This is a genomic window from Micromonospora sp. NPDC047620 (assembly GCF_043205005.1).
In the GTDB taxonomy this organism is placed as follows: domain Bacteria; phylum Actinomycetota; class Actinomycetes; order Mycobacteriales; family Micromonosporaceae; genus Micromonospora.
In genome coordinates this window covers 190,689-215,649 of record NZ_JBIDDG010000006.1, presented here as the reverse complement: position 1 = coordinate 215,649, position 24,961 = coordinate 190,689, and the positions used below count along the sequence as shown (strand labels likewise).

Sequence of the window (24,961 nt, the reverse complement as noted above, 5' to 3'; positions counted from 1 at the left end):
CCCGGGCGCGCCCCGCCCGGGGGTGGAGCCTGTCTCAGGCCCTCGGCCGGGCGGCCCGCGCGAGCAGCAGGCTCACGTTCTGGCCGCCGAAGCCGAAGGAGTTGGTCAGCGCGTACCCGGTGTCCGTCGCCCGCGGCTCCTTGCGGATGTGGTCCGCCGGGCAGGCCGGGTCCGGGTCGTCGAGGTTGTGCGTCGGCGGGAGCAGGCCCCGCCCGAGCGCCAGCGCGGTGGCCGCCGTCTCCAGCACCCCGGAGGCGCCGAGCAGGTGGCCGGTGAGCGCCTTGGTGGAGCTGACCGGGACGCCGCCGTCGCCGAACACCTCGGTCAGGGCGGTGGTCTCGGCGATGTCGCCGAGCTTCGTGCCGGTGCCGTGCGCGTTGACGTAGCCGACCCGCGCGGCGGGCACGCCGCCGCTGGCCAGCGCGCGCCGCATGCACTCCGCCGCGCCGGCGCCGTCGGGCCGCGGGGCGGTCGGGTGGTACGCGTCGGTGGTCGCCCCGTACCCGGCGACCTCGGCGTAGCCGGTGACGCCCCGGGCGGCGGCGTGCTCGGCGCGTTCCAGCACCAGCAGGGCGGCGCCCTCAGCGAGGACGAACCCGTTGCGGCGGGCGTCGAACGGCCGGCTCGCCGCCGTCGGGTCGGCCCAGCCCCGGGCCAGCGCCCGGGCGTTGCCGAAGGTGTCGGCGAACGTCGGGAACAGCGGCGCCTCGCTGGCCCCGCACAGCACCACGTCGGCCTCCCCGGCGCGGATCAGCCGGACCGCGTCAGCGACCGACTGGGCGCCGGAGGCGCAGGCGGTGCCGACCGACGAGGTGTAGCCGCGGATGCCGTGCGCGATGGCGATCCGCGCCGCCGGCATGTTCGGCAGGATTCCGGTGAGCAGGTACGGGCTGACGGCGGCGCGGCCCCGCTCCGCCCGGGCCAGCACCTGCGCCTCCAGGGTGGACATCCCGCCGACCCCGCCGACGATCACCCCGATCCGGCCCGGGTCCACGTCCCGGCCCACCTCGATGCCGGCGTCGGCGAGCGCGTCGGCGGCGGCGAGCAGGGCGAGCACGACGATCCGGTCCAGCACCCGGGTCTCCGGCCCGGAGGCGACGGTGCGCGGGTCGATCTCCGGGAGCAGGCCGGCGACGTCCAGCGACCCGGCGGCGGGGTGCCCGGCCGGCGGCCGGGTCAGCCCGGACCGCCCGGTTCGGAGCGCGTCGAACGTCGCCGCGACGCCCCGACCGACGGGGGTGAACAGCCCCATCCCGGTGATGACGGCGGTCATGACGGCGACTCGGTGAGATAGCGCTCCCGCAGGGCCACCTTGCGTACCTTGCCGGTGACGGTGACCGGGATGTCGGTGGGCCGGACCGGCACCACCCGGCGCAGGGTCGCGCCGACGTCCGGTCCGAGCGCCGCCCGGACCCGCTCGGTGCGGTCCTCGGCGTCGTCGGCGCCGGCGGCGAGTTCCAGCAGCACGTCGGTGACCACCCGGCCGGCCTCGGCGACGATCACCACCGTGCAGTCGGTGACGTCCGGGCAGGCGGCGAGGATGCGCTCCTCCGACAGCGCGGTGTAGAACCGCCGGCCGTCCCCCACGTCGACCGAGTCGACGGCCCGGTCCATGTGGTAGTAGCGGCCGTCGTCGTCGGCGTACACCAGGTCGCCGGTGAGGTACCAGCCGCGCCGGCGGAACCGGTGGGTGGTGACCGAGTCGTTCCAGTAGCCGCGGAACAGCGACGGCGAGTCGATGCCGAGCCAGCCCACCTCGCCGGTCGGCACCGGCTCGCCCGCGGCGTCGAGCACGGCGACCCGGGCGAACCGGTAGGGGCGGCCGATGCAGCGGCCGTACCGGTCGGTGTCGGCGCGGTGGGTGATGTGGAACATCGAGTGGCCCATCTCGCTGGAGCCGAGCCCGTCGATGAAGACCGAGCCGGGCACCCGGGTGATCCCGTCGCGGGTCACCGTGTCGCGGGAGCCGACCGCGACCAGCCGGCGCACGTGCGGCTCGTGCGAGCAGTCGCCGGTGTTGAACCACAGCGACACCGAGTCCAGGTCGTACGCGGACAGGTCGAAGCGGGCCAGTTCCGCCCAGGTGACGGAGAAGCCGAACACCCCGTCGGGGCGCCAGCGCTGGATCGCGTCCAGGACCCGCTCGCCGCCCTGGTCGGAGAGCAGGAACATCTCCGCCCGGTTGCCGAGGGCCTGGTTGACCATGAGCACGGTGGCGGTGTGCGGGGCGGGCAGCGCGTTGAGGATGCGGTTGGTGCCCTGCGCCTGCGGCATGGCGAGCAGGTGCCGGGTGGCCGCGAAGAGGCTCGCGTGCGAGTGCAGGACCGCCTTCGGCACCCCGGTGGTGCCGGAGGTGTGGGTGATGACGACCGGGTCGTCGGCGTGGTGCCGGTAGTGCGCCGGTGCGGCGGCCGGGTCGCCCGTGCCGGCCTCGGCGGGGGTGCCGAGCACCGGCACGCCGAGGTCGTGCCCGGCCAGCAGCGCGGTGTGCGCGTCGTCGGCGAGCACCCCGACGCCGCGCAGCCGGCGGATGTACTCGGCGGCGATCTCGGGGCGCAGCCTGCCGTTCATCAGCGCCGGGATCGCGCCGAGCCGGGTCAGCGCGAGGTAGCTGAGCACCATGTCGGCGGCGGCGGTGGCCCAGACGGCCACCGGGTCGCGCGGTGTGATCCCCCGCTCGTGCAGCCACGCGGCGCGGGCGGCGACCCGCTCGTCGAGCCGGCCCAGCGTGAGCGGCCGCTCGGCCGGCTGGCCGTCCACGGCGGTGTCGAAGGTGAGCCCCGGCCCCTGCGGGTCGGCGCCGTGCGCCAGCACCCGGGCCAGCACGTTGCCGGCGCCGATCCCCTCGTCGGCGGCCAGCGTCCCCCGTAGTCCCCTGGTCCTCACGGTGTGTCTCCTCCCCCCAGCAGCACCGCGACGGCCCGGGCGCCGGGCGCGCCGTCGGTGCCCGGGTCCCGCGCACCGCCGTCGTCCGGTGCCTGTTCGATCAGGACCAGCAACGCCCGGTCGGCGTCACCGTCGTGCAGCAGCAGGTCGACCTCGGCGATCCCCTCGTCGCGCGGGTCCCCGGTCGGCGCGAGGCAGACCACGGGCCCGCCCAGCCCCCAGCGGGCGGCCACGTGCCCGGCCACGCTGTTGGGCACCGACTGGAAGAAGAACAGCGGCCCGGGCCGGCTGCCGGCGGCGACCGTGGCGCGCACGTGCGCCGCGCTGGCCCGGTCGCCCGCCGCGCTGGCCAGCACGACCGCGGTCCGCTCCCCGTCGGGCGCGGGTCGCCCGTCGTACGCCCGGGTCAGGCAACGCTCGGCGACCGCCGCGACCAGGGGCGGGAAGCTGGAGTGCACGAACCCGGGCACCGGCGGCGGCGCGCCGTCGCCCGGCTCGGGCCAGGCCGCCTCGGCCAGCACGGTGAGGCGCCCGGTGGCGACTGCCTGGCCACCGTCCGGGCGCGTGCCGTCCGGGCGCGTGCCGTCCGGGCGCGTGCCGTCCGGGCGCGTGCCGTCGGTGCCGGCGGGCCCGCTCCCGGCGTTCATGCGGCGCCCACCAGCAGGGCGGTGTTCGCGCCGCCGAAGGCGGCGTTGAGGCTCAGCGCGTACCCGCTGGCGGCCGGCCGGGGCGCGTCGCGGATGACGTCGACCGGGCAGGCCGGGTCGGGGCCGAGCCAGCCGGCGTTGACGGGCAGCTTCCCGTGCCGCAGGGCGAGCACGGTGACCACCAGTTCCAGCAGGCCGGAGGCCTCCAGGGCGTGCCCGTGCAGCGCCTTGGTGGAGCTGACCGGGGTCCGCGCCGCCGCCGCGCCGAGCGCCGTGCGCAGCGCCGCCGCCTCGGAGGCGTCGCTGTAGCCGGTGCCGGTGGCGTTGGCGTTGACGTACCCGATCGCCTCCGCCGCCAGCCCGGCCCGGCGCAGCGCCGCGGCGACCGCGCGGGCCAGGCCGCGCCCGCCCGGCTCCGGCTGGCAGGGGTGGAACGCGTCCCCGGCCCGGCCCCACCCGAGCAGGTCGGCCACCGGCGCCCGGGCGACGGCCGTCGACTCCAGCACCACCGCGGCGATCCCGTCGCCGAGCAGCAGCCCGCTGCGGCCGGCGCTGAACGGGCGTACCGCGCCGTCGGTGGCGAGGGCACGGCCGGCGTCGAAGAGCGCGTACTGGTCCGGCTCGACCAGGTAGCCGGCCGCGACCACCGCCCGCTCGACGTCGCCCCGCCGGATCAGGGCCGCGGCGTCGGCCACCGCGCTGCTGGCCGAGACGCAGGCGGTGGTGTACGCCCGGGTCGGGCCGGTGAGCCCGGTCCGCGCGGCCAGGCCGGTGGTCAGCGCCGGCACGCCCGCGCCGCCGTGCACGGCCAGCAGCAGCGCCGTGCCGGCCCGGCGGCCGGCGTCGAGCCCGGCGGCCCGGCAGGCGGCGTCGACCGCCTCGGCCAACTCGTCGGCCAGGTCGCCGACGTCGGGCAGGGTGGCGGCGGCGTCGACCCGGCGCGACGCCGTGTCGAAGCGGTCCACCGGCCGGAACGCGGGCGCCCCGGCCAGGACGCCGGTGAGCTGCGCGTCGGGGCCCCTGCCGAGCGCGCTGGTCGCGTGGACGCCGGTGAGCTGGACGGCGGCCCGTTCAGCCATCGGCGGGGGCGGTCAGGGAGGTCCGGAAGACCGCCAGGGCGTCGTCGACGGTACGGATGCCGGCGAGCTGGTCGTCGGTGAGGTCGAGCCGCCGGTCGTAGCGCTGCTCGACGAGGTGTACCAGCCAGGCCAGTTCCATCGAGCCGATCCGGTCGCCGACCTCGGCGGCCGGCTTCTCGGTGAGTTCGGCGAGCATGGTCACCAGATCAGCTAGCCCCAGGTCGGGCTGACCGGCCATCAGGAGTTGTCGCTCGTCGCCCCGGCGACCCGGTCGGCGACCATCGTGGTGAACTCGCCGACCGTCATCAGGGCCAGCTTCTCCGACTCGTCGTCGGCGAACTTCAGGCCGTAGCGGTCCTCCACCCGCACGGCCAGGTCGGCGAGGGCCAACGACTCCAGGTCCACCCCGGACGGCCCGAGGGTGGTCTCGTCGTCGATGCCCTCGACGTCGTAGTTCATGTCCTCGAGCTGCTCGACGACGAAGGCGCGGATCTCGGCTCGCATGGTTAACCTCTTTCCGTGAGCCAGTTACCGGTGCCCGGTCGGGACACCGTGTACGTGTGGGTCGGCCGAGGGGACGGCGGTCGGCCGATCCCGGCCGGGCGGCTGCTGCAGCGGGCGGGTGCCACGCTGCTCGGCCGCGCGGAGGCGCAGATCGTGGTGGGCCACGGCCCGCACGGGCGACCGCTCGTCGGCGCGTCCGATGGCGACTGTCAGGTGTCGGTCAGTGTGAGCCGCGCCGACCGGGTGGTGGTGGTCGCCGCCCGCCTGGCCGGTCCGGTCGGGGTCGACGTGGAGCGGTCCCGGCCGCTGCCCGCCCTGGCGCTGGGCCGGCGGTGGTACGCCCCGGCCGAGGCGGCCTGGCTGGCCGGGCGGCCCGCCGGCGGCCGGGCGGCGGACTTCCTGCGGCTGTGGACCGCGAAGGAGGCGGTGGGCAAGGCGCTCGGGGTGGGGCTGCGCGACGGCGGCCTGCGCCGGCGGATGCCGGTGCCCGCCGCTGCCGGCGCGCACCGACACGCGGACAGCGCACCGCCGGTGGGCGGCGAGCTGCGGCCGGTGCCCGGCGTGGCGGGCCTGCGCGTCGGGCACCCGCCGGTCGGCGGGGGCCTCGTCGTGGCGGTCGCGGTGGTCGGCGCCGACGCGCCGCCGGTCGAGGTGCTGGAGGTCCAGGTGGACGGGGACGGGACGGTCGGGGCGGCGCGGCGGACCGGTCACGTCGCCGCTGCCCGGAGCGCGTCGACCGAGCGGACCAGCTTGCCGGTCGTGGTGCGGGGCAGCTGATCCAGCAGGTGCAGGGTGCGCGGACGCTTGTAGCCGGCCAGCCGCTCGGCGAGCAGCTTGTCCAGCACCTCCTCCGACAGCGGCCCGTCCGGCTGCACGTACGCGGTGATGCCGTTGTCCCAGACGACCACGGCGGCGGCGACGCCGGGCAGCCCGGCGACGGCCGTCTCCACCTCGGTGAGGTCGACCTTCAGGCCGCCGACGGAGACCTGCGAGTCGAGCCGCCCGCGCACGGTGACCAGCCCGGTGTCGGGGTCGACCGTGCCGGCGTCGCGGGTGTGCAGCCAGCCGTCGGCCCAGCGGGTCGGGTCGCTCAGCCCGACGTACGGCGACGCGGGGCAGCTGACCTGGAGCTCGCCGTCGACCTCGCGGACCTCGATGCCGGGGGCGGGGGCGATCGACGGGCGGTGCCGCCCGTACAGGTCGGTGCCGATGACGCCGACCTCGGTCATCCCGTACATGTTGCCCAGCGGCACGCCGTGGCGGTCGGTGAAGGCGCGGGCGACAGCGGCCGGGACCAGCTCGCCGCCGGTGGTCATCCGCTTGAACTGCGGCAGCGGCCCCGCGGGCCGGGTGGAGGCGAGCAGTCCGATGTGGAACGGCACCCCGAGCACGGTGGCCGGTGAGTCGTCGGCGGCGATCGCGGCCAGCACGGCGTCGCCGCTGAGCCGCTCCGGCGGCACCAGCTCGACGCCGGCGTGCAGGCCGTAGAGCAGGCCGCCGACCAGGCCGAGCACGTGCACCATCGAGGGCAGCAGGATGATCCGTTCGCCGGGCAGCGCCACCCCGTCGATGCGGGTGTAGCGGTGCACCTCGGCGACGAGGTCGTCGGCGGTGCGACCGATCACCTTGGACGGCCCGGTGGAGCCCGAGCTGAGCTGGATCACCGCGTGCCCGCTGACCGCGGGGCGGTCGGCGTACGGGGTGACGCCCTCGGTGACGTCGACGAAGACGCGCAGCGCCCCGCCGCCGCCGCGCACCGGGGCCACGACCACCTGCGGGGTGAGCCGCTCCAGCGCCCGGTCCACCTCGTGGTCGGTGAGGCGGTGGTCGAGCAGGACGGCCTGCGCCCCGGTGCGCCAGGTGGCCAGCAGGTTCACCACGTACGCCAGGGACGGCGGCAGGCGGAGCGCGGCGGCCCCGCCGGGGCGCAGTCCGGCGGCGGCGAGACGGGTCTGCGCATCGCCGACCAATCGCCGCAACGTGCCCCGCTCGACCGCTTCCGGAAGTCGTAGACAAATGTCGTTCGCAGGCCCTGCGAGCAACACGTCGTCGACCCATTCCGAGGTCCCCGCCGCAGGATTTTCTGTCGGACGATCCATGCTCACCGCCGTCCACCGCCCAGCCTGAAATAGGGCGAGTACGCCCATAGGGTGCATCTTTCGGGGTGCTGCCGGAACACTACGACAGCCGTGAGAACCATTACTAGATGCAAATGGCTAGATCGAAAAAAGCGGCTGGCCGGATTGCAGACCCTCGATCGGACAGGCAGTATCGGGCGCGTACGGCAGCGCGCCGCTCACTATGGGTGAGGTGCGTCCGCAGATCGGTGTGCCGGCCCACCGGCCCCGTCCGCACGGCCCGCCGGCCCACCGGTCGAGTGGGGCCTCACCTGGCGACAGGACCCCGGCGACCGCCCGGGTGCCCGCCGACGCGCAGGCGGCCGAGGACCCGTCCGACCGACGGGCGTGCGCGGCGCGCTCCCTCCGGTTCCGTCACGCGTCGCCCTGGTGCGTGCCGCCGAGGTTGAGCACGACCACCCCGGCGACGACCAGGCCGACGCCGGCCACCTTGGTCACGCTCAACGGCTCGCCGGGGAACACCGCGCCGATCGCCACGATCGCGGCCGTGCCGAGCCCGGAGCACATGGCGTACGCGACGCCGACCGGGATGTCCCGCACCGCGAGGGAGAGCATCCCGAAGGCAGCCTGGTACGCCACGGCACGCCGTGCCGCGCACGGCGTACCGCCGGGCGGTCAGACGGGCGCCACCTCGGGGGTCTGCGCGTGGACGACGAAACGCAGCGAGCGGGCGTCGGTGAAACACTCCCGCATCGGCCGCACCAGATCCCGGTGCCCGGGACTGCGTTCCCACGCCTCGAAGTCGGCCAGGGACTCCCACTCACTGGTGATCAGCCACTGCTCCGGGTCCGCCGCCGACCGGCACACCTGGTCGACCAGGTGCCCCGGCACACCGTCGGCGACCAGGTGCCGCACCGCCTCGTACGCCCGCAGGAAGTCCGCCGTCCGCTCCTCGGCCACCCGCACGAGAAAGACGACCCGAGCCCGTGCCCCGCTCATTCCGCTGCTCCCCTCGGCGCCGGTGGCGCTCCGCGCAGCACCAACGCGCTGTTGAAACCGTCGAAACCCCGGGCGCCGACCAGCGCCAGCCGGCTGCGCGGCTGCCGGGGCGCCCGCAGGAAGTCCAGTTCGCAGCCCGGCGCCGGTTCGCGGGGACCGGCGGAGGCGGGCAGCGTGTCGTGGCGGAACGCGAGCAGCGCGGTGGCCACGTCCAACGCGGAGCCGCCCTGGTGGGCGCGGCCGGTCAGCGCCTTGTGCGTGCTCACCGGCGGAGGCCGGTCGCCGAAGACCGCGCGCAGCGCCTCGGCCTCGGCACGGTCGAAGCGGGGCACCCCGAGGGCGTCGGGGACCACCACGTCCACCTCGTCCGCGGTGACCCCGGAGCGGTCCAGGGCCAGCCGCATCGCCCGGGCGTACCGGGCGGAGTCGCCGCCGGCGTCCGGGCCGGTGTGCGCGGCGTCGTGGGTGGCGCCCCAGCCGGTCACCTCGCCGTAGACCCGGGCGCCCCGGGCCAGCGCATGCCCCAACTCCTCCACCACGAACACCGCCCCACCCTCCGCCGGCACGTAGCCGCCGGCCGACCGGTCGAACGGCCGGTACGCCACCTCGGGGTCGGCGACGTCGCTGAGCAGCCCGGAGCGGAGCTGACAGGTCAGCGCGTACGGGCTCAGCGGGCACTCGGTCGCCCCGGCGATCACCACCGGCGTGCCCCGGCGCACGGTGCGCACCGCGTGGGCGAGGCTGTCCAGCCCACCGGCGGACTCGGCGACCAGCACCCCGCACGGCCCCTTGAACTGGTGGTGGATGGAGAGCTGCCCGACGCTGGCGGCGTAGAACCAGGCGATCGACTGGTACGCCCCCACCGTGCGGGTGGCGCCGCCCCACAGCCGTTGCAGTTCCCGCTGCCCGAACAGGTTCCCCCCGGACGAGCTGGCCAGCGTCACCGCCCAGCCGTAGGGCTCGGGGGCCCGGTCGGGCAGCCCGGCGTCGGCCAACGCCAGCCTGGTCGCGGCGAAGCCCAGGTGCGTCCATCGGTCGGTCTGCACGAGCTGCCGGGTGTCGGCGTACGCCGCCGCCTCGAAGCCGGGCACCTCCCCGGCGACCCGGGTCGGGTAGTCCGTCGGGTCGAACAGGGTGATCGGGCCGGTGCACCGGGTCCCCGCCGCGACCGTACGCCAGTGGGCGTCGGCGCCGACGCCGCTGGGGGCCACCACCCCGATACCGGTCACCACGGCCCGGGCGCTCACGCCGCCGCCGCCAGCCGCCGAAACACCATCGCGGACTGGAAGCCGCCGAAGCCGCTGCCGACCGACAGCGCCACGTCCACCGGGGTCTCCCGGGCCACGTTGGGCACGTAGTCCAGGTCGCACTCCGGGTCCCGGGTGGCCCAGTTGGCGGTGGGCGGCACCACGCCGTACTCGATGGCCAGGGCGCAGGCGGCCATCTCGATCGAGCCGATCGCGCCGAGCGAGTGCCCGACCATCGACTTGATCGAACTGATCGGCACCCCGTACGCGGCCTCGCCGAGCGCCCGCTTGAACGCCGCCGTCTCGTGCCGGTCGTTCTGGCGGGTGCCGGAGCCGTGCGCGCTGATGTAGGAGACGTCCTGCGGGGACAGCCGGCCCTGGCGCAGCGCGTCGGTGATCGCCAGGCCCATCTCCACCCCGTCCGGACGCAGCCCGGTCATGTGGAAGCCGTTGGCGCGGCTGGCGTACCCGGCCAGCTCACAGTAGACGTGCGCACCCCGGCGGCGGGCGTGCTCCCACTCCTCCAGCACCAGCACCGCCGCGCCCTCGGCGAGGACGAAGCCGTGGCGGTCGGCGTCGAACGGGCGGGAGGCGTGCGCCGGGTCGTCGTTGTCCGGGCTGGTCGCCTTGATCGCGTCGAAGGAGGCGACGGTGACCGGGGAGATCGGCGAGTCCGACGCCCCGGCCAGCACGATGTCGGCCTCCCCGTCGACAATGAGCTGGTGGGCGTAGCCGATGGCGTCGATGCCGGAGGTGCAGCCGGTGGACACGACCTGGGCGGGGCCGTGCAACCCGTGCCGGACGGCCACGTCAGCGGCGAGGCTGCTCGGCACCAGCGCCGGGTACAGGTACGGCCCGCCGAGGGCGTGGTCGACCAGCCACCGCCGGCCGGAGTCGCTGACCCGCACGTACTCCTGCTCCAGCGCCATGGTGCCGCCGACGGCGGTGCCCAGCACCACGCCGGTGACCTCCCGCTCGGCGTCGGTGGGTTCCAGGCCGCTGTCGGCGAGCGCCTCGATGGAGCAGGCCAGCGCGAACTGCACGTACCGGTCGGCGCGCTGCCGCTCGGCGAGGGTGATGCCGGCCGCGTCCGGGTCGAACTCGCACTCGGCGGCGATCTGGGAGCGGAACGGCGACGGGTCGAAGAAGGTGATCCGTCGGGTGGCCGTACGCCCCTCGGTCACGGTCTTCCAGAAGCTGTCCCGGGTGGCGCCGCCCGGCGCGACCACCCCGACGCCGGTGACGACCGTACGGCGCCCGGTCACGACGCCACCTCGGTTCGCGACTGCGGGGCTCGCAACCCCGGCTCACTCCTCACGCTCACGACCCGCCCCGCTGCTCGACGAGTTCGGTGTCGACGTGGCCCAGTTCCGGCCGGGGTGCGAGGGGTCCCAGGTGGAAGACGACCTCGGCCGGCTCGTCACCGGTGTTGCGCAGCCGGTGCCGGACGTTGCGCGGCACGAACAGCGCCTCCCCGGTTGCCAGCGGCACCGCCTCGTCGTCCAGGTCGGCGGTGATCGCGCCCCGGACGACGTACAGGAACTCCTCGCTGTAGGGGTGGTAGTGCTCGGCGATCCGCTCCCCCGGGCGCAGCGTCGCCACCCCCATGAAGCCGGAGGTGCTGCCGACGGTCTTCGGGCCGAGCAGCACCCGCAGCTCGCCGCCGCGGCGGCCGTCCGGCGCGACGTCGGCGGCGGAGACCAGCCGCAGGGTGTCCTCACTCATCGCCGGCTCCCGTCGCCCCGCCGGCGGCGGCCAGCCGCTCGATCTTCTCCTTGATGACGGCGAGCTGCACGGCGCTGTTGGTGTTGATCCGGTCGGTCATGCCGGCGTTGTCCACCGGCGCGGTCGGTTTCATCGCGAAGTCCTGCACCCAGGTCATCCGGGTGCCGCCGGGCTCCTCCGCGTAGCTCCAGTGGATGCGCATGTACTCGAACGGCCCGGTCTCCACCCGCCGGGCGCGCACCTGCCGGATGGCCGGGTCGGCGGTGCGTTCGCTGACCCAGCTCCACGCCACCCCGTTCTCGTCGGGGTGCATGGTGAGCCGGAACCGCACCGTGTCGCCGTCGCGGTCCAGGATCTCCGCCCGGGCGTACTCGGTGAACAGCTCGGGCCAGCCGGCGACGTCGTTGGTGACGTCCCAGACCAGCGGCAGCGGCGCGGCGATGAACGCGCTGTTCTCGGTGTGTCCGGGCGGGTCGGCGCGGCGGGCCACCAGCTCGGCGACGCCCGCGATGCTGAGCTGCCCGGCCTGCTCGGGGATCCGCACCTGCCACCGGTCGGCGACCACGGCGGAGAGTTCGAGCAGCGCCAGCGAGTCCATGCCGAGTTCCTCCAGGGACGCGGCCGGGGCGCGGGCGGCCGCGTCGGCGTCCAGCCCGCAGTTGGTTACCAGGATGTCGGTGATCTCGGCGGTCAGCGGTCGGCCATGGGTGACGGTCATCAAAGCCTCCTGTGGTGTGCGTCGGACGGGGCGGCGAGCAACTGGTCGACCAGGCCGGTGGAGTAGCGGCCCTTGCGGAACCCGGCGTCGTCGAGCACCCGCCGGACGAACGGGATGGTGGTGCGGACCCCGGGCCCGGCGATGTCGAACTCGTCGAGGGCGCGTTCCAGCCGGTTGAGCGCGAGTTCCCGGTCCGGCGCCCACACCGCCACCTTGGCCAGCAGGGAGTCGTAGTACGGGCCGAACAGGTAGCCGGCGTGGCCGTGCGTGTCGACCCGGGTGAACGGGCCGCCGGGCGGGACGAAGCGGTCCAGCCGGCCGGGGGTCGGCGCGAACCCGCGGTCCGGGTCCTCCACGTTGACCCGGCACTCGATGGCGACCCCGTGCGGGCGGACGTCCTCCTGCCGCCAGCGCAGCGGCACCCCGGCGGCGATGTGCAGCTGCTCGTGCACCAGGTCGATCCCGGTCACCATCTCGGTCACGGGGTGCTCGACCTGGATCCGGCAGTTGATCTCGAGGAAGTGGAACCGCTCGTCGGGGTCGACGAGGAACTCCACCGTGCCGGCCCCGGTGAAGCCGGCGGACAGGGCACCGCGCAGGGCGCACTCCGCGATGGCCTCCAGGGTGCCGGCGGACAGCGCCGGGGCGGGCGCCTCCTCCACCAGCTTCTGGTGCCGGCGCTGCACCGAGCAGTCCCGGGTGCCCAGGTGCACCCCGTTGCCGTGGGAGTCGCACAGCAGCTGCACCTCGACGTGCCGGGCGCCGGTCAGGAACCGTTCCACGTACACCCGGTCATCGCCGAACGCGGCCTGCGCGGCGGCCCTGGTCCGCGCGTACGCCCGGGGCAGCTCGGCGGGGGTGGCGACCACGGTCATGCCCCGGCCGCCGCCGCCGGCCGCCGCCTTGACGATCACCGGGTAGCCCGCCTCGGCGGCCACCTCCGCCGCCACGGCTGCGGTGGGCACCGGCGCGACGCTGCCCGGCGGCAGCGGCAGCCCGGCCCGGCGCATCAGCGCCCGCGCCGAGGACTTGTCCGCCAGCGCGGCCATCACCTCCGGCGGCGGACCGATGAACGTCAGCCCGTTGTCGGCGCAGATCTCGGCGAAGTCGGCGTCCTCGGAGAGGAACCCGTAGCCGGGGTGCACCGCCTGCGCGCCGACCTGCCGGGCCGCCTCCACGATCGCGGCGGCGTTGAGGTAGCTGCGCCGGCTGGCCGGCGGACCGATCAGGACGGCCTCGTCGGCGAGGCGCACCACGGCGGAGTCGGCGTCCGCCGTGGAGTAGACGACGGCGGTACGCACCCCCAGCTCGCGGCAGGCGCGCAGCACCCGCAGGGCGATCTCACCCCGGTTGGCGATCAGCACCTTCTCGAACATCACGCGCCGCCTCAGACCGGGTCCAGCGCGACGAGCGGCTCGTCGTACTCGACCGGCTGGCCGTCGGCGGCGAGGACCTCGGCGACCCGGCCGCCCCGGTCGGCGGTCACCTCGTTCATCAGCTTCATCGCCTCGACGATGCCGATGACCTGGCCGGGGCGGACCAGGTCGCCGACGGCTACGAAGGGCGCGGCGCCCGGGTCCGGCGCCCGGTAGAACGTGCCGACGATGGGCGAGCGCACCGCGTACCGGCCCGGCTCGCCGTCGGCCCCGGGCGGCGGCGCGGACCGGGCCGCGACGGGCGCCGCCTCCGGCGTCTCCGCGGGCGACCCACCGTGCCACTCCACCTCCAGCACCGTGTCGCCACTGCGCAGCCGCACCCGGCGGACCGGCCCGGCCAGCTCGGCGACCAGGTCCCGGGCGTGCCGCCGCAGCCCGGCCAGCACCGCGTCCGCCCCAGACGCCGACTCCGCGCCGGCCGGCGCGGTGTCGACAGGGGCACCGCCCGCGCTCACCGGACACCCGCCCGGGCGCCGAGGCGGGCCGCGCCGAAGCGCCGGAACCGCTGCCGGCGGCGCCGGACCAGCGTGGCGGGCGGCACGTCCAGCAGCGGCAGCAGGGCCGCCGACACCGCCGCGCCCAACGCCCGCGCGGCCGCCTCCGGGTCGTGGTGCGCGGCCGGGGCCGGCTCGGGCACGAGGTCGTCGACCACCCCCAGGCGGCACAGGTCCGGCGCGGTCAACCGCAACGCGCGCGCCGCCTGCGGGGCGGCCCCCCGATCCGGCCAGAGGATGGCGGCGCAGCCCTCGGGGCTGATCACCGAGTAGACGGCGTGCTGGAGCATCAGCACCCGGTCGGCCACCGCGAGGGCCAGCGCGCCGCCGCTGCCGCCCTCCCCCGTGATCACCGCGACGACCGGGGTGGGCAGCACGGCGAGCACGAGGATGTTCTCCGCGATGGCCGCCGCCTGCCCCTGCTCCTCGGCGCCCACGCCGGGATCCGCCCCGGGCGTGTCGACCAGGGTGACCACCGGCAGGCCGAGACGGGCGGCCAGCCGCATCAGCCGCAGCGCCTTGCGGTGCCCGGCCGGGCTGGCCATGCCGAAGTTGCGGGCGACCAGCTCGGCGGTGGTGTGGCCCTTCTGGTGCCCGATCACCATGACGGGCCGGCCGTCCAGCCGGGCCAGTCCGCCGACCACCGCCGGGCAGTCCGCGCCGAGCCGGTCGCCGTGCAGCTCGACGAAGCCGTCGAACGCCGACTCCAGGTAGTCCAGTGTGGTCGGCCGGCCCGGGTGCCGGGCCAGCCGCACCGTCTCCCAGGCGTCGCCGCCCTGCGGGTCGGCCGGGCCCGGCGCCGTCGCGGCACCCGCCTCACCGGCCGGCCGCGCCACGACCGGCGACGGCTCCTGCCGGGGTACGGCGGGACGCGCCGCCGGCCGACGTCCCGCCCGGGCCGCGGCGAGCAGCGCCGCCAGCCGGCCCCGCAGGGCGTGCCGGGGCACCACCATGTCGACCTGCCCGTGCCGCAGCAGGAAGTCGGCCGTCTGGAAGCCCTCCGGCAGCGGCCGGCCGGTGACCTGCCGGATCACCCGGGGACCGGCGAAGCCCATCCGCGCACCGCTCTCGGCGAGCACCACGTCGGTGTTGGTGGCGAACGAGGCCGCCACTCCCCCGTACGTCGGGTCCGTGAGCACGCTGACGGTGAGCAGCCCCGCCTCCCGCAGCGCGGCGATCGCCTGGCTGACCGTGGCCATCTGCATCAGCGACAGGACGCCCTCCTGCATCCGCGCGCCGCCGGAGGCGGTGACCAGGATCAGCGGCGTGCCGTCCTCCAGCGCCCGCTCGGCGGCCCGGGTGATCAACTCCCCGACGGCGCAGCCGAGGCTGCCGCCGAGGAAGCGGAAGTCCATCACCGCGAGCGCGCACGGATGCCGGCCGATGGTGGCGGTGCCGCAGACGACCGCCTCGGCCAGCCCGGTGCCGGCCCGGGCGGCGGTGAGCCGGTGCGGGTACGGCAGCAAATCGACGAAGCCGATCGGGTCGACCTCCGCCGGCCGGTCCGGCAGGGCGGTGAACGACCCCGGGTCGACGAGCTGAAGCAGCCGCTCCGGCGCGTCGAGGCGGGCATGCGTGCCGCACTCGGGGCAGACGTCGAGGTTGCGGCGCAGCCGCTTGCGGTACAGCAGGGTGGCGCAGCCGCCGCAGCGAAACCAGAGCTGCCCCTCCCGAGGCGCGGTGGCGGTCACGACGGCCGCCCGGCGGGCGCGGCGTCGAAGCGGTAGAAGCACCGGGCCATGGCGTCGCGCGGCTCCCGCCACGTCGGCAGGTACGGCGAGACGTACGGGCGCAGCCGGGCGCTCACCCGCACGAACTCGGGGTGCCCCCGGGCCGCCTCGACCGCCGCCCCGGCCGGCGCGTCCGTCTCCAGCAGGTGCACGTAGAGGTCACCCAGCCGGTACAACGACCGGTGCCGCACCCCGACCAGGTGCGGCAGCTCCGTCGCGTCGGACTCGGCGAAGATCTCGGCGACGCGCGCCTCGGCGCTCGGCACCACCTTCGCGACGATCAGCGAACGGTCCATAAGTGGACCTCCCTCCACGGCGTCCGACGTCGGTGACGACGGCGCCGGCCGAGCCGGACGACTGGCGACACGATGCGGCCACGGGCGTCACGGCGGCGTCACCACGGCCCGCCACCCGACAACGCCATGTCGTGACGCTGCGTTGACGCAGGCTGTGTATCCGCTGTACAACACCGCTCGCCACAATGGACTATCCGCAGTTCAGAACCGTTTTCGTGGACACGTCGCCGACAGTCCGATCTCGCCTGAAATATTGACCGAGAGTGACCGCGATTGATAATCTTCGTCACGGTCAGCCCGGCGACCGCAGCGCGCTCCGCCGCGCCGCGGCGGAGCGACCCGACAGTGGGGTCAAGGGCAGCCGCGCCGGGACAGCAGAGGAGTCGGGACGAGCGTTCCGCAGGGGGTGCCGCCGTGGCCGCTGATCCGTCGATGCCGACCACCGGGCGCCGCCCCGGCACGCAGATATCGCTGCACCTGCTCGGCGGCTTCCGGCTGTTGCACGGCGACACCCCCGTCGTGGTGCCGCGCGGCCTGCAACGGGTCATCGCCCTGATCGGCCTGCGCCCCGGCGCCACCCGCAGCCACCTCGCCGGGCTGCTCTGGCCCGACGCCCCCGAGGACCGCGCGCTGTCGTCCCTGCGGACCGCGCTGTGGCGGCTGCGCCAGGACCCCTGCTGCCCGCTCACCACCGTCGGCGACACCGTACGCCTCGGCCCCACCGTCCGGGTCGACGTCGACGCCCTCATCGGCACGGCCGCGCGGGTGCGCGACGGCGACGACCCGTGCGCCGCCGCCCTCGCCGCCGGCCGGCACGACCTGCTCCCCGGCTGGTACGACGACTGGGTCCTCGCCGAACGGGAGCGGCTGCGCCAGCTGCGCCTGCACATGCTGGAGGAACTGGCCGGCCAACACCTGGCAGCGGGCCAGCACGGGCAGGCCCTGGAGGCCGCGCTCGAGGCGATGGCCGCCGAGCCGCTGCGCGAGACCCCACACCGGCTGGTGGTACGCATCCACCTCGCCGAGGGCAACGCCTTCGAGGCCGTGCACGCCTTCTACGTCTACCGCGACCTGCTGCTGCGGGAACTGCGCCTCGAACCCTCCGCAGCCATGACCGCGCTGCTCGACGACACCCTCGCGCCCATCCGGGAGGCCACCCGGGACACCCCGACGCCGCCGCGCCGCACGCCGTCCGCCCGGGTCACGCCCCGCGCCCGCTGAACCGGCGTCACCGGCACAGCCGCGCGCGTGACGGGCAGGTGACAGCCGCCCGGGCAGGGTGGGCCGCACAACAGTCCGTGGTCTCCGACGTGCTCGCGGAGCGCCACCGGCGAGAGGGGTCCCATGAGCCGTCTACTGATCGTCAGCAGGATCATCCCGGGCGCGGAGGGTCGGGTCGCGCAGATCTTCGCCGAGTCCGACGCGACCGAACTGCCCGCCCTGACCGGGGTCCGGCACCGGTCCCTGTACTGCCTGCACGACCTGTGCGTCCACCTGATGGAGACCGCGGACGTCGACCCGGACGCCCTGGCCGGCGCCCGCAACCACCCGCTGTACCGCCAGGTCAACGAGCGCCTGTCCGCGCACACCTCGCCGTACCTGCCGACCTGGCGCTCGCCACGCGACGCGATCGCCGGCTGCTTCTACCGCTGGGACGCCGCCGACGCGCCGTCCCCGCACGCGGCCGGCTGAGCGGAGGCGGCCCCATGTCACCCAGACCACCCCACGTCCTGGTCATCGGCGCCGGCACCGGCGGGCTGTGCCTGGCCCACGGCCTGCGCCGCGCCGGGATCAGCGTCGCCGTCTACGAGAAGTACCGCACCCGCGGCGAGGGACTGCTCGGCTACCGCGTCGGCATCGGCCCCACCGGCAGCCGCGCCCTGCGGGAGTGCCTGCCGCCACGGCTGTTCGACACCTACCTGGCCACCTGCGCCCGATCCCCCCGCTACTTCAACGTCATCACCCAGCGGATGCGCCAGACGGCCTCGTTCACCCTGCGCCCCGACACCGACCCGGTGGACACCGAACGGTCCGTGGCCCGGATGACCCTGCGCCAGGTCCTGCTCACCGGCATGGAGGACGCGGTCCACTTCGACAAGACCTTCACCCGGTACGAGCAACGCGACGACGGCACCGTCACCGCCCACTTCGCCGACGGCAGCACCGCCACCGGCGACCTGCTCGTCGCCGCGGACGGCACGCACTCCGCCGTACGCCGCCAGTACCTGCCGCACGCGGTCACCCGCGACGCGGGAACCGTCAACATCGCCACCCGCATCCCCCTGATCCCGCACACCCGCCAACTGCTGCCCGAACGGATCGAGCAGGGCATCTCGCTGATCTTCGGCACCGGCGGGATGATGGGCGTGCTGCACGTGATGGAGTTCAAGTGGAACGGCGACGGCTCACTGAAACCCGGTGTCGACCCCGCCGACGCCGCGCTGCTGCGCGACTGGCCCGGGCTGCGCCACGACACCACCCGCGACAACATCAACCTGGTCATCTGGAGCACCGCCCGCCGGTTCCCGCCCGACGTCATGCAGCGCCGCGGCGAGGAACTCGTCCTGCTCGCCCTCCAACTCACCCGCAACTGGCACCCCCACCTGCGCGAACTGCTCGCCCGCAGCGACCCGGGCAGCGCCCTGCCGATCCGGGTGTCCACCAGCGAGCCGGTGCCGCCGTGGAAGAGCAGCACCGTCACCCTGCTCGGCGACGCCATCCACACCATGACCCCGGGGCGCGGCGTGGGCGCCAACACCGCGCTGCGCGACGCCGCCCTGCTCTGCCGGCAGCTCCGGCTGGCCGCGGCCGGCGACAAGACGCTGCTCCAGGCGGTGGCCGACTACGAGGCCGCCATGGTGCCGTACGGCTTCGCCCGGGTCGCCGACTCGCTCAACCGCAGCGGCACCAACGGCGACGACCGGATGTACAAGCCCGTCGTCGGCCGGCTCGCGCTGCTCGGCGCACGCGGCTACTTCGGCGTCACCAGCCGGGTGCCCCGACTGGCGCGCAAGTTCGTCAACGACTTCTACACCTACCGCGGAGAGGAGGACTGACCGTCCGACCCGGACCCCGGCGCCCGCCCGGCGCCGGGGTCCCCGCGTGCCCGCCCCGCACCGTACGCGGACGGCGCCGGACGACGACAGTCCGTCGCCCGCCGGACACCGCCGGTGCAACCCGTCCCACATGTGCCATGACCGGCCGATCCTGCCTGCCGCCCAGACGGCGCGTGTGCGAAGCTGCGGCGAGTTTTTCTCGGAGTTTCGACGCGAACGAATAGGAGGTCCGCCGTGGCATGGTCTTTCGGGCACTGGCTGATACTGATCGTGGCCCTGCTGGTGGGTCTGGCGGCCGGCTGGTTCTGGCGCGGCCGGCAGGGCGCGGCAGCCGGGCACGGCTCGCCCACGGTGGAGGGTGACCCGGTCGCCGGCATGACCGCCGTGGTGGTCGACCCGCCGCCCGCCGCCACCACCGACGAGGTACGCCCCGAGGTGACCCTCGACCGGGCCCCGGACGCCGTCGCCGACCCCGTGCCCACCCCCGACGCCCCGGCCGACGCCGGCGCCGCCCCGGTCACCGTCGTCGCCACCGACGCCGGGCGGGCCGACGAGGTCGACCCGGCCGACATGGCGCTCACCGGCGACTCGGTGCCGGCGCCCGACACCGACCCCGTGGCGGCGGCCGCGCCGCGCGACACCGCCCCGGGTCACCTGCCGGACGCCGAGGTCGTGTTGCCGGCCGCCGCCGGGGTGACCGGCCCCGTCGACCGCGAGCCGGCCGAGGAGCCGGCCACCGCTGCCGAGCCGGAGCCCGTCGCCGCGAACGAACCGGAGCCGGTGCTGGCCGCCGCCCCGATCGAGGCCCCGGCCGCCGATCCGGCGCCCGCGCGCACCGGCGGGGCGGAGCCCGTCCCGGCCGCCGAGCCGGAACCCGTCCGGGCCGTCGCCGTCCCCGCCCAGGCGCAGCCCGAGGCCGAGCCGGTCCCCGCAGCCGCCGGCCCGGCGGAGCCGACCCCCGCCGCCCCGTCCGGGCCGGACGCGACGTCGGCGGCGACCACGCCGGCAGACGTGCCGGCCGAGCCGAACAAGCCGGCGGACGAGCCGGCGGACAAGCCGGCGGACAAGCCGGCGGACAAGCCGGCGGACAAGCCGGCGGACGAGCCGGCGGACGAGCCGGCGGACGTGCCCGCCGCGCGCGGCGCGATGGCGACCCCGCCGGTGCGGTCCGCCGCCGACGCGGACGCCGCCGACGACTTCCGCCGCATCCAGGGCGTCGGCCCGAAGATGGCGGCGGCGCTGCAGGCCGCCGGCATCCGCACGTACGGGCAGCTCGCGGAGTTGGACGAGGCCGCGCTGCGGGAGACGATCCGGGCAGCCGGGCTGCGGGCCGCGCCGAGCCTGGCGACCTGGCCCCAGCAGGCGAAGGTGCTCGCGGGCGCCTCGCAGGAGGCGGCCGCCGCGCTGCCGACCGGCGGCGACGCCTGACCCCCCGGGCCGCCGCACCGACCGCGGCGCCGGACGGCGCTCCCCCGCGAGCCGGGGCGGCGCCACGATCCACCTGATGCCACCGACGTCGCGACGTCCGCTCACCCGGACGCCGCGACGTCGGGCATTCCGGACGGAGGCCGACCAGCCACCGGGCGGTACTCGTGGGGAGCCGGACACCACCGGCCGATCCGGTGCCCGGTCAGACCAGCGCCTCCGCGTACCCCCGGACCTGCAGACGCCGCCCGGCGGTGGGGCCGAGCCGCACCTGGAGGCCGAGCGGCGCCGCGGCCCGGCGCACGTCGTCGACGTGCAGCGAGCCGTGCCGGTCGACGGTGAGCACCGGCGGTTCCTCCGGCTCCCCTGCCGGGGCGTGGAACGACAGCAGCGTCACCGAGGCCGGCAGGTGCCCGGGGTGCGCCGCCCGGGCCGCCGCCTCGTCCCGGTGCGCGAGCACCACCAGGTCGTCGAGGTGGGCGAAGTCCTCGGCGATGCCCTCGGCCTTCCAGTGCGCCGGCTCCTCCGCGACCCCCGTCAGGTGCCGGGAGCGGTTCGCCGAGGTGATGTGGAGGTGGTCCACCCCGGTCTCGGCGACCGCGCGCGCGAAGAACACGTTCGACGGGCAGGCCAGCCCCGGCGCGATCACCTGCGTGGTGCGTACGCCCCGGTCGTGCCGGGTGAGGTGGGCGGGCAGCCGGTCGACGGCCGGACCGCGGAAGCCGAACGGGCCCGCGCCGTAGAGGACGCCCATCAGCTGCCGCACCCGGCGCGCGGGCAGCCGGTGCGGCAGCCGCGCCCAGTCGAACATCGCGGGGATCCGCCCGAAGGCGGTGGTGATGCTGCCGACCTGGTCGGCCGGCCGACCCTTGGCGACGTTGACCCGGCGCACCGTGGCGGCGTCCGGGCGGCTCACCAGCGCGTAGAAGTTCCCGAACGCCACCGCCACCACCGCGCCCCCGGCCAGTGCGCGGGCCGCGACGGCGACGTCCTCGGGGCGGTCGACGTACAGGTGCGGGGTCGGGGCGTCCATGGTGTCCTCCTGCGCGGTGCTCTGACGCAGTTGTACGCCCGCCGGGCTGCCGCGCGCGGCCGTCGGTCGCCGATCCGATAGCGCACCGGCGCGCCCCGGTCCGGGCGGCCGGCCGGACGGTCGATCGGCGGCGTCGTTAGCCGTTCCACGCGACTGGGTACAACGTTCGGCACCCCGAACCACCACACCCCCTTCTGGAGGCAGCGATGCGCGGCACGTCGATACTCGGAGTCATCGTCGTCATCTGGCTGATCATCGGCGCGGTCGCCGCCGGCCAGCGCGGCTACTACAACGGCGACGACACCAACTGCGCCGAGGCGGGCACCATCCTGGTGACCATCGTGGCCGGGCCGCTGAACTACATCGGCGCCAACCCGAAGGTCGACTGCGAGCTGCCCCAGCCCTCCGAGTAGGACGGACCCCCGGCCCGCGCCTGGCGGGTGGCGCGGGCCGGAGCAGTGGACGGCCTCGTGCGGTGCCGAAGGGAGAGTCACCCACGCCGCCCGCCTACCGCACATCCCCTAAGGCGTCCTAGGAGGATGGGCTGTCAGGTCGACGGGACCGAACCCGTGCCCGAGACGGGGCACGCTGCCGGAGCGGGCGGCGGACCCGCACCTCGGTGGCGTCCACCAAGGCGCGCGAGTGGTGGCCCAGGTAGGCCACCACGTCGGCGAGGGTCCGTATCCGCACTCCGTCGTGCACCCAGCAGCCACGCTCGGCCAGCAGCGGCCGCACCTCGGCAACACTGCGGGTGATCGCCGGGCGATGGACTCCGAGCCGCTCGGGAGCGATCCGGGCCGCGTGACAAACCCGCCCGCCGCGACTCAGGCCTCGATGCCCCGCCGCGCGAGATCGGCCGCGATGCCGTCCAGGACACCGGCGAGGCCCGAGGCGAACAGGGCGTCGAGGTCCCAGGGGGCGGCACCCGCGCGCATCGCGGAGCCGAGCCGCGGGTACGCGCCGGGCTCGAAGAGCGGGCCGCGTTCGTCGTCCGGGGCGTGCGCCGTCCGCTGCGCATTGCTTCCCGCCTGCCGTTCCGCCTCCACGTCGCTGACGTAGGTCAGCGCCACACCCTGCACGTAGGAGGCGAACATGAACATGTACCGGAAGGCGTCGGCAGGTTCGAGGCCGAGTCCGTCGAAGGAAGAGAAGGTGCTTTCGCTGTCCGCCGCGAGTGCCGGGCTGAAGTGCGCGCGAGTCGTCACCAGGACCCTCGACAGGATCCACGGGTGGCGGTGGTACAGCTCCCAGTCGCGGTAGGCGGCTCGTTCGAGGCCGTGCCGCCAGTTCCGCGGCGGCGCGTCGGGCAGAGGGACGTCGGCCATCGCGGCCTCCACCATCAGGGCCACCAGATCGTCCTTGGACGCCACGTGCCGATACAGGGCCATGGTGCTCGCGCCGAGGACCGTGGCGACCCGGCGCATCGACAGCGCGTCGAGCCCCTCCGCGTCCGCGACGTCGATCCCGGCCCGCACGATGCGCTCGACGGTGAGGTGGGGTGCGCTGTCGTTGTCCCCCAGGACGTCGGCCGGCGCCTCCGTCCTGCGTCCCCGGTAGGCCCGCGCCTGGCAGGCGCGGGAGCAGTAGCGCCGCGGCCGCCCTCGTTCCGCATGCTCCAGCGTCTTTCCGCAGGACGCGCAGGCCGACTGCTCCGACATCACCACACTCCTTTTCGTCACACCCGGCGAAGGTGTGTCGAAATTCTATCCCGCCATCGAGGCGAACGCATAAAGCAGGGAAAACAACAGGTCAGAAACGCATTTGCAGCCACCCGCATGCGCGTGCGTATGCTGTACACAGCTGTGCGCGTATTAAGTACGCACAGCGTGACGAAATCCGTCCCAACCGGAAGAGCAGGAGCGAGGGACATGACCGAAGAACGTAAGAGAGCCGGAACCAGACAGTGGGTCGGGCTCGCCGTCCTGGTGGTGCCGTGCGTACTGGCGTCCATGGACATGTCCGTCATGTTCGTCACGCTCCCGTCTCTGACGGCCGACCTCCAGCCGAGCAGCTCCGAACTGCTGTGGATCATGGACGCCTACGGCTTCCTGCTGGCCGGCCTGCTGATCACGATGGGCACCCTCGGTGACCGGATCGGACGGCGGCGGGTGCTGCTGACCGGTGCTGCGGCCTTCGGTCTCGCCTCAGTCCTCGCGGCCTACGCGTCCAGCCCTGAGACGCTGATCGCGACCCGCGCGCTCATGGGCATCGCCGGAGCCTCGCTGGCCCCCTCCACCCTCTCCCTGATCCGGAACATGTTCCACGACGACCGGCAGCGGGCCACCGCCGTCGGCGTCTGGACGGCCGGCTTCGCGGGCGGTGCCGTCGTCGGCCCCATCATCGGCGGCCTGCTGCTGGAGCACTTCTGGTGGGGCTCGGTCTTCCTGATCAACGTCCCCGTGATGATCCTGCTGCTGCTCCTCGGGCCGCTGCTGCTGCCCGAGTACCGCGATCCCAAGCCGGGCCGCTTCGACTTGCTCGGCGCCCTGCTGTCCCTGGTGGCCGTCCTCGCCGTGATCTACGGCATCAAGCTGACGGCGAAGCACGGCTTCGGATGGACCCCGGCTGCCTGCATGGCCGCCGGACTCGCCGTGGGAACACTGTTCATCCGCCGCCAGCGCACGGCCGTGAACCCGATGATCGACCTCGCGCTGTTCCGCACCCGCCGGTTCAACGTGCCGCTGTTCATCGACGCTCTGGCGACCTTCGCGATGATCGGCTTCTCGCTGTTCAACTGGCAGTTCATGCAGCTCGTCCTGGGCATGAGCCCGTTCGAGTCGGCCCTGTGGTCGCTGCCCACGTTCCTCGTGCTGCCCGTAGGTGTCGCCCTGGCCACCGCGATGGCGCCGCGTATCGGCAAGCCCAACGTGATGATCGCCGGGCTTCTGGTGGCGACCGCCGGATACGTCGCGCTGTCCCTGATCCGGACCGACTCGGGCATCGTCTACCTGGTCAGCGCACTGGCCGTGGTCTCCGTCGGCATCGGCGGTGTGTCCGCCGTCGTCACCGAGGTGATCCTGTCCGCCGCGCCGCCGGAGCGAGCCGGGGCGGCCTCCGCACTGGCGGAGACCTCCGCCGAGTTCGGCGGAGCGCTGGGCATCGCGGTCCTCGGCAGCATCGGCACCGCCGTCTACCGCTCGCGGATGGAGTCCCAGGCCCCCGCGGGCCTCACCTCCAAAGAGCTGGCCGCGGCGGAGGAAACCCTCGGCGGTGCCGTCGACACCGCCACGGCCTTACCGCACCAGACCGCGGAGGCGCTGCGGAGCGTCGCCTTCGACGCCTTCACCCAAGAGATGCGGATCGCCGCGATGGTCAGCGTCGTCCTGACGGCGGGCGGGGCCATCCTGATCGCCACCATGCTCCGCGCCGCACGCAACCGACCCGGACCCGCCTCACCGAGGGCGGTCCCGGGGCGGACGGCACAGCACGGCGGTCGCGACCAGGCCGACGAACTGCCCGTGACGACGCCCACGTCGTGAACCCGGTCCCGTGGACCGTACCGGTATAGCCGCGCCCTCTCCCGGGCAGCGGCTACACCGCCAGCGGCTCCGCCTCCCGGTAGGGTCGCTGGGCCCGGCCGGAGCGGCCGACAGCCGAGCTCGCGCAGG

Annotated in this window: 25 protein-coding genes and 1 pseudogene; 7 read left to right on the top strand and 19 right to left on the bottom strand. The window is 75.1% G+C overall.

Annotated features, from left to right (window positions below; all coding sequences use genetic code 11):
- Positions 1-34 precede the first annotated feature (34 nt).
- From ACGF5C_RS09590 to ACGF5C_RS09565, 6 genes are read right to left on the bottom strand one after another with little or no spacing between them, the layout of a single operon-like run.
- Complete coding sequence (locus ACGF5C_RS09590) at positions 35-1,273, bottom strand: beta-ketoacyl-[acyl-carrier-protein] synthase family protein (protein ID WP_393298880.1); 1,239 nt, start codon at positions 1,271-1,273, stop codon at positions 35-37.
- Entirely contained in the window at positions 1,270-2,886 is a 1,617-nt protein-coding gene (locus ACGF5C_RS09585; protein ID WP_393298877.1) for a class I adenylate-forming enzyme family protein, read from the bottom strand. Before ACGF5C_RS09585 ends, ACGF5C_RS09590 begins: the two co-directional genes overlap by 4 nt.
- Positions 2,883-3,533 (bottom strand): beta-ketoacyl synthase chain length factor, encoded by a 651-nt coding sequence (locus tag ACGF5C_RS09580; RefSeq protein WP_393298874.1) that lies wholly within the window; start codon positions 3,531-3,533, stop codon positions 2,883-2,885. The genes ACGF5C_RS09585 and ACGF5C_RS09580 overlap by 4 nt, the downstream gene beginning before the upstream one ends.
- Complete coding sequence (locus ACGF5C_RS09575) at positions 3,530-4,612, bottom strand: beta-ketoacyl synthase N-terminal-like domain-containing protein (protein ID WP_393298871.1); 1,083 nt, start codon at positions 4,610-4,612, stop codon at positions 3,530-3,532. The genes ACGF5C_RS09580 and ACGF5C_RS09575 overlap by 4 nt, the downstream gene beginning before the upstream one ends.
- Entirely contained in the window at positions 4,605-4,850 is a 246-nt protein-coding gene (locus ACGF5C_RS09570; protein WP_393298868.1) for an acyl carrier protein, read from the bottom strand. The genes ACGF5C_RS09575 and ACGF5C_RS09570 overlap by 8 nt, the downstream gene beginning before the upstream one ends.
- Entirely contained in the window at positions 4,850-5,116 is a 267-nt protein-coding gene (locus tag ACGF5C_RS09565) for an acyl carrier protein (protein WP_350685991.1), read from the bottom strand. The genes ACGF5C_RS09570 and ACGF5C_RS09565 overlap by 1 nt, the downstream gene beginning before the upstream one ends.
- Positions 5,117-5,131: 15 nt before the next feature.
- Here ACGF5C_RS09565 and ACGF5C_RS09560 point away from each other — a divergent pair, with 15 nt between their 5' ends.
- Positions 5,132-5,893 (top strand): 4'-phosphopantetheinyl transferase family protein, encoded by a 762-nt coding sequence (locus ACGF5C_RS09560; RefSeq protein WP_393298864.1) that lies wholly within the window; start codon positions 5,132-5,134, stop codon positions 5,891-5,893.
- On the opposite strand, the gene ACGF5C_RS09555 is transcribed toward ACGF5C_RS09560, so the two are convergent.
- The 11 genes from ACGF5C_RS09555 to ACGF5C_RS09505 form a co-directional block, all read right to left on the bottom strand.
- On the bottom strand, positions 5,824-7,215 hold the full coding sequence (locus ACGF5C_RS09555; RefSeq protein WP_393299158.1) for a class I adenylate-forming enzyme family protein: 1,392 nt from the start codon (positions 7,213-7,215) through the stop codon (positions 5,824-5,826). The two genes, ACGF5C_RS09560 and ACGF5C_RS09555, sit on opposite strands and share 70 nt — an antisense overlap.
- Before the next feature lie 393 nt (positions 7,216-7,608).
- Positions 7,609-7,833, bottom strand: coding sequence for a DMT family transporter (locus tag ACGF5C_RS09550; protein WP_393298861.1), 225 nt, complete (start codon positions 7,831-7,833; stop codon positions 7,609-7,611).
- Positions 7,834-7,869: 36 nt separating this feature from the next.
- Positions 7,870-8,193 carry an antibiotic biosynthesis monooxygenase family protein gene (locus ACGF5C_RS09545; RefSeq protein WP_393298858.1) on the bottom strand — a complete coding sequence of 108 codons (324 nt, stop codon included), beginning with the start codon at positions 8,191-8,193 and terminating at the stop codon, positions 7,870-7,872.
- On the bottom strand, positions 8,190-9,440 hold the full coding sequence (locus ACGF5C_RS09540; RefSeq protein WP_393298855.1) for a beta-ketoacyl synthase N-terminal-like domain-containing protein: 1,251 nt from the start codon (positions 9,438-9,440) through the stop codon (positions 8,190-8,192). Before ACGF5C_RS09540 ends, ACGF5C_RS09545 begins: the two co-directional genes overlap by 4 nt.
- Positions 9,437-10,705: a beta-ketoacyl-[acyl-carrier-protein] synthase family protein gene (locus ACGF5C_RS09535; protein ID WP_393298852.1), complete on the bottom strand. Its 1,269-nt coding sequence runs from the start codon at positions 10,703-10,705 to the stop codon at positions 9,437-9,439. Before ACGF5C_RS09535 ends, ACGF5C_RS09540 begins: the two co-directional genes overlap by 4 nt.
- A 55-nt stretch (positions 10,706-10,760) precedes the next feature.
- Positions 10,761-11,165, bottom strand: a complete 405-nt coding sequence (locus tag ACGF5C_RS09530; protein WP_393298849.1) for a cupin domain-containing protein — start codon at positions 11,163-11,165, stop codon at positions 10,761-10,763.
- Entirely contained in the window at positions 11,158-11,883 is a 726-nt protein-coding gene (locus ACGF5C_RS09525) for an SRPBCC family protein (protein WP_393298846.1), read from the bottom strand. The genes ACGF5C_RS09530 and ACGF5C_RS09525 overlap by 8 nt, the downstream gene beginning before the upstream one ends.
- Positions 11,883-13,259, bottom strand: a complete 1,377-nt coding sequence (locus tag ACGF5C_RS09520; protein WP_393298843.1) for an acetyl/propionyl/methylcrotonyl-CoA carboxylase subunit alpha — start codon at positions 13,257-13,259, stop codon at positions 11,883-11,885. The genes ACGF5C_RS09525 and ACGF5C_RS09520 overlap by 1 nt, the downstream gene beginning before the upstream one ends.
- 11 nt (positions 13,260-13,270) lie before the next feature.
- Positions 13,271-13,774, bottom strand: a complete 504-nt coding sequence (accB, locus tag ACGF5C_RS09515; protein WP_393298840.1) for an acetyl-CoA carboxylase biotin carboxyl carrier protein — start codon at positions 13,772-13,774, stop codon at positions 13,271-13,273.
- A complete protein-coding gene (locus ACGF5C_RS09510; protein WP_393298837.1) occupies positions 13,771-15,504 on the bottom strand; it encodes an acetyl-CoA carboxylase carboxyltransferase subunit alpha in 1,734 nt (577 codons plus the stop codon). The genes accB and ACGF5C_RS09510 overlap by 4 nt, the downstream gene beginning before the upstream one ends.
- Positions 15,501-15,839, bottom strand: a complete 339-nt coding sequence (locus ACGF5C_RS09505) for a TcmI family type II polyketide cyclase (protein ID WP_350707477.1) — start codon at positions 15,837-15,839, stop codon at positions 15,501-15,503. Before ACGF5C_RS09505 ends, ACGF5C_RS09510 begins: the two co-directional genes overlap by 4 nt.
- Positions 15,840-16,253: 414 nt before the next feature.
- Between ACGF5C_RS09505 and ACGF5C_RS09500 the strand changes: the two genes are divergently transcribed.
- The 4 genes from ACGF5C_RS09500 to ACGF5C_RS09485 all read left to right on the top strand — a co-directional run bounded on the left by ACGF5C_RS09500 (position 16,254) and on the right by ACGF5C_RS09485 (position 20,323).
- Positions 16,254-17,060: a BTAD domain-containing putative transcriptional regulator gene (locus tag ACGF5C_RS09500; protein ID WP_393298833.1), complete on the top strand. Its 807-nt coding sequence runs from the start codon at positions 16,254-16,256 to the stop codon at positions 17,058-17,060.
- Positions 17,061-17,183: 123 nt separating this feature from the next.
- Positions 17,184-17,531 carry a TcmI family type II polyketide cyclase gene (locus ACGF5C_RS09495; RefSeq protein WP_357701323.1) on the top strand — a complete coding sequence of 116 codons (348 nt, stop codon included), beginning with the start codon at positions 17,184-17,186 and terminating at the stop codon, positions 17,529-17,531.
- Positions 17,532-17,545: 14 nt separating this feature from the next.
- A complete protein-coding gene (locus ACGF5C_RS09490; RefSeq protein ID WP_393298830.1) occupies positions 17,546-18,895 on the top strand; it encodes an FAD-dependent oxidoreductase in 1,350 nt (449 codons plus the stop codon).
- A 234-nt stretch (positions 18,896-19,129) separates the two neighbouring features.
- Complete coding sequence (locus tag ACGF5C_RS09485) at positions 19,130-20,323, top strand: hypothetical protein (RefSeq protein WP_393298827.1); 1,194 nt, start codon at positions 19,130-19,132, stop codon at positions 20,321-20,323.
- Between the two features lie 202 nt (positions 20,324-20,525).
- On the opposite strand, the gene ACGF5C_RS09480 is transcribed toward ACGF5C_RS09485, so the two are convergent.
- Positions 20,526-21,353 carry a hypothetical protein gene (locus ACGF5C_RS09480; protein ID WP_393298824.1) on the bottom strand — a complete coding sequence of 276 codons (828 nt, stop codon included), beginning with the start codon at positions 21,351-21,353 and terminating at the stop codon, positions 20,526-20,528.
- A gap of 206 nt (positions 21,354-21,559) precedes the next feature.
- Here ACGF5C_RS09480 and ACGF5C_RS09475 point away from each other — a divergent pair, with 206 nt between their 5' ends.
- Entirely contained in the window at positions 21,560-21,766 is a 207-nt protein-coding gene (locus tag ACGF5C_RS09475) for a hypothetical protein (RefSeq protein WP_350707466.1), read from the top strand.
- A 411-nt stretch (positions 21,767-22,177) separates the two neighbouring features.
- Here the strand turns inward: ACGF5C_RS09475 and ACGF5C_RS09470 are convergent, their stop codons facing one another.
- Entirely contained in the window at positions 22,178-23,011 is an 834-nt protein-coding gene (locus ACGF5C_RS09470) for a TetR/AcrR family transcriptional regulator (protein WP_393298821.1), read from the bottom strand.
- 210 nt (positions 23,012-23,221) lie between these two features.
- Between ACGF5C_RS09470 and ACGF5C_RS09465 the strand changes: the two are divergent.
- A pseudogene (locus ACGF5C_RS09465) lies at positions 23,222-24,748 on the top strand (MFS transporter); the annotation flags it as partial.
- Positions 24,749-24,961 lie beyond the last annotated feature (213 nt).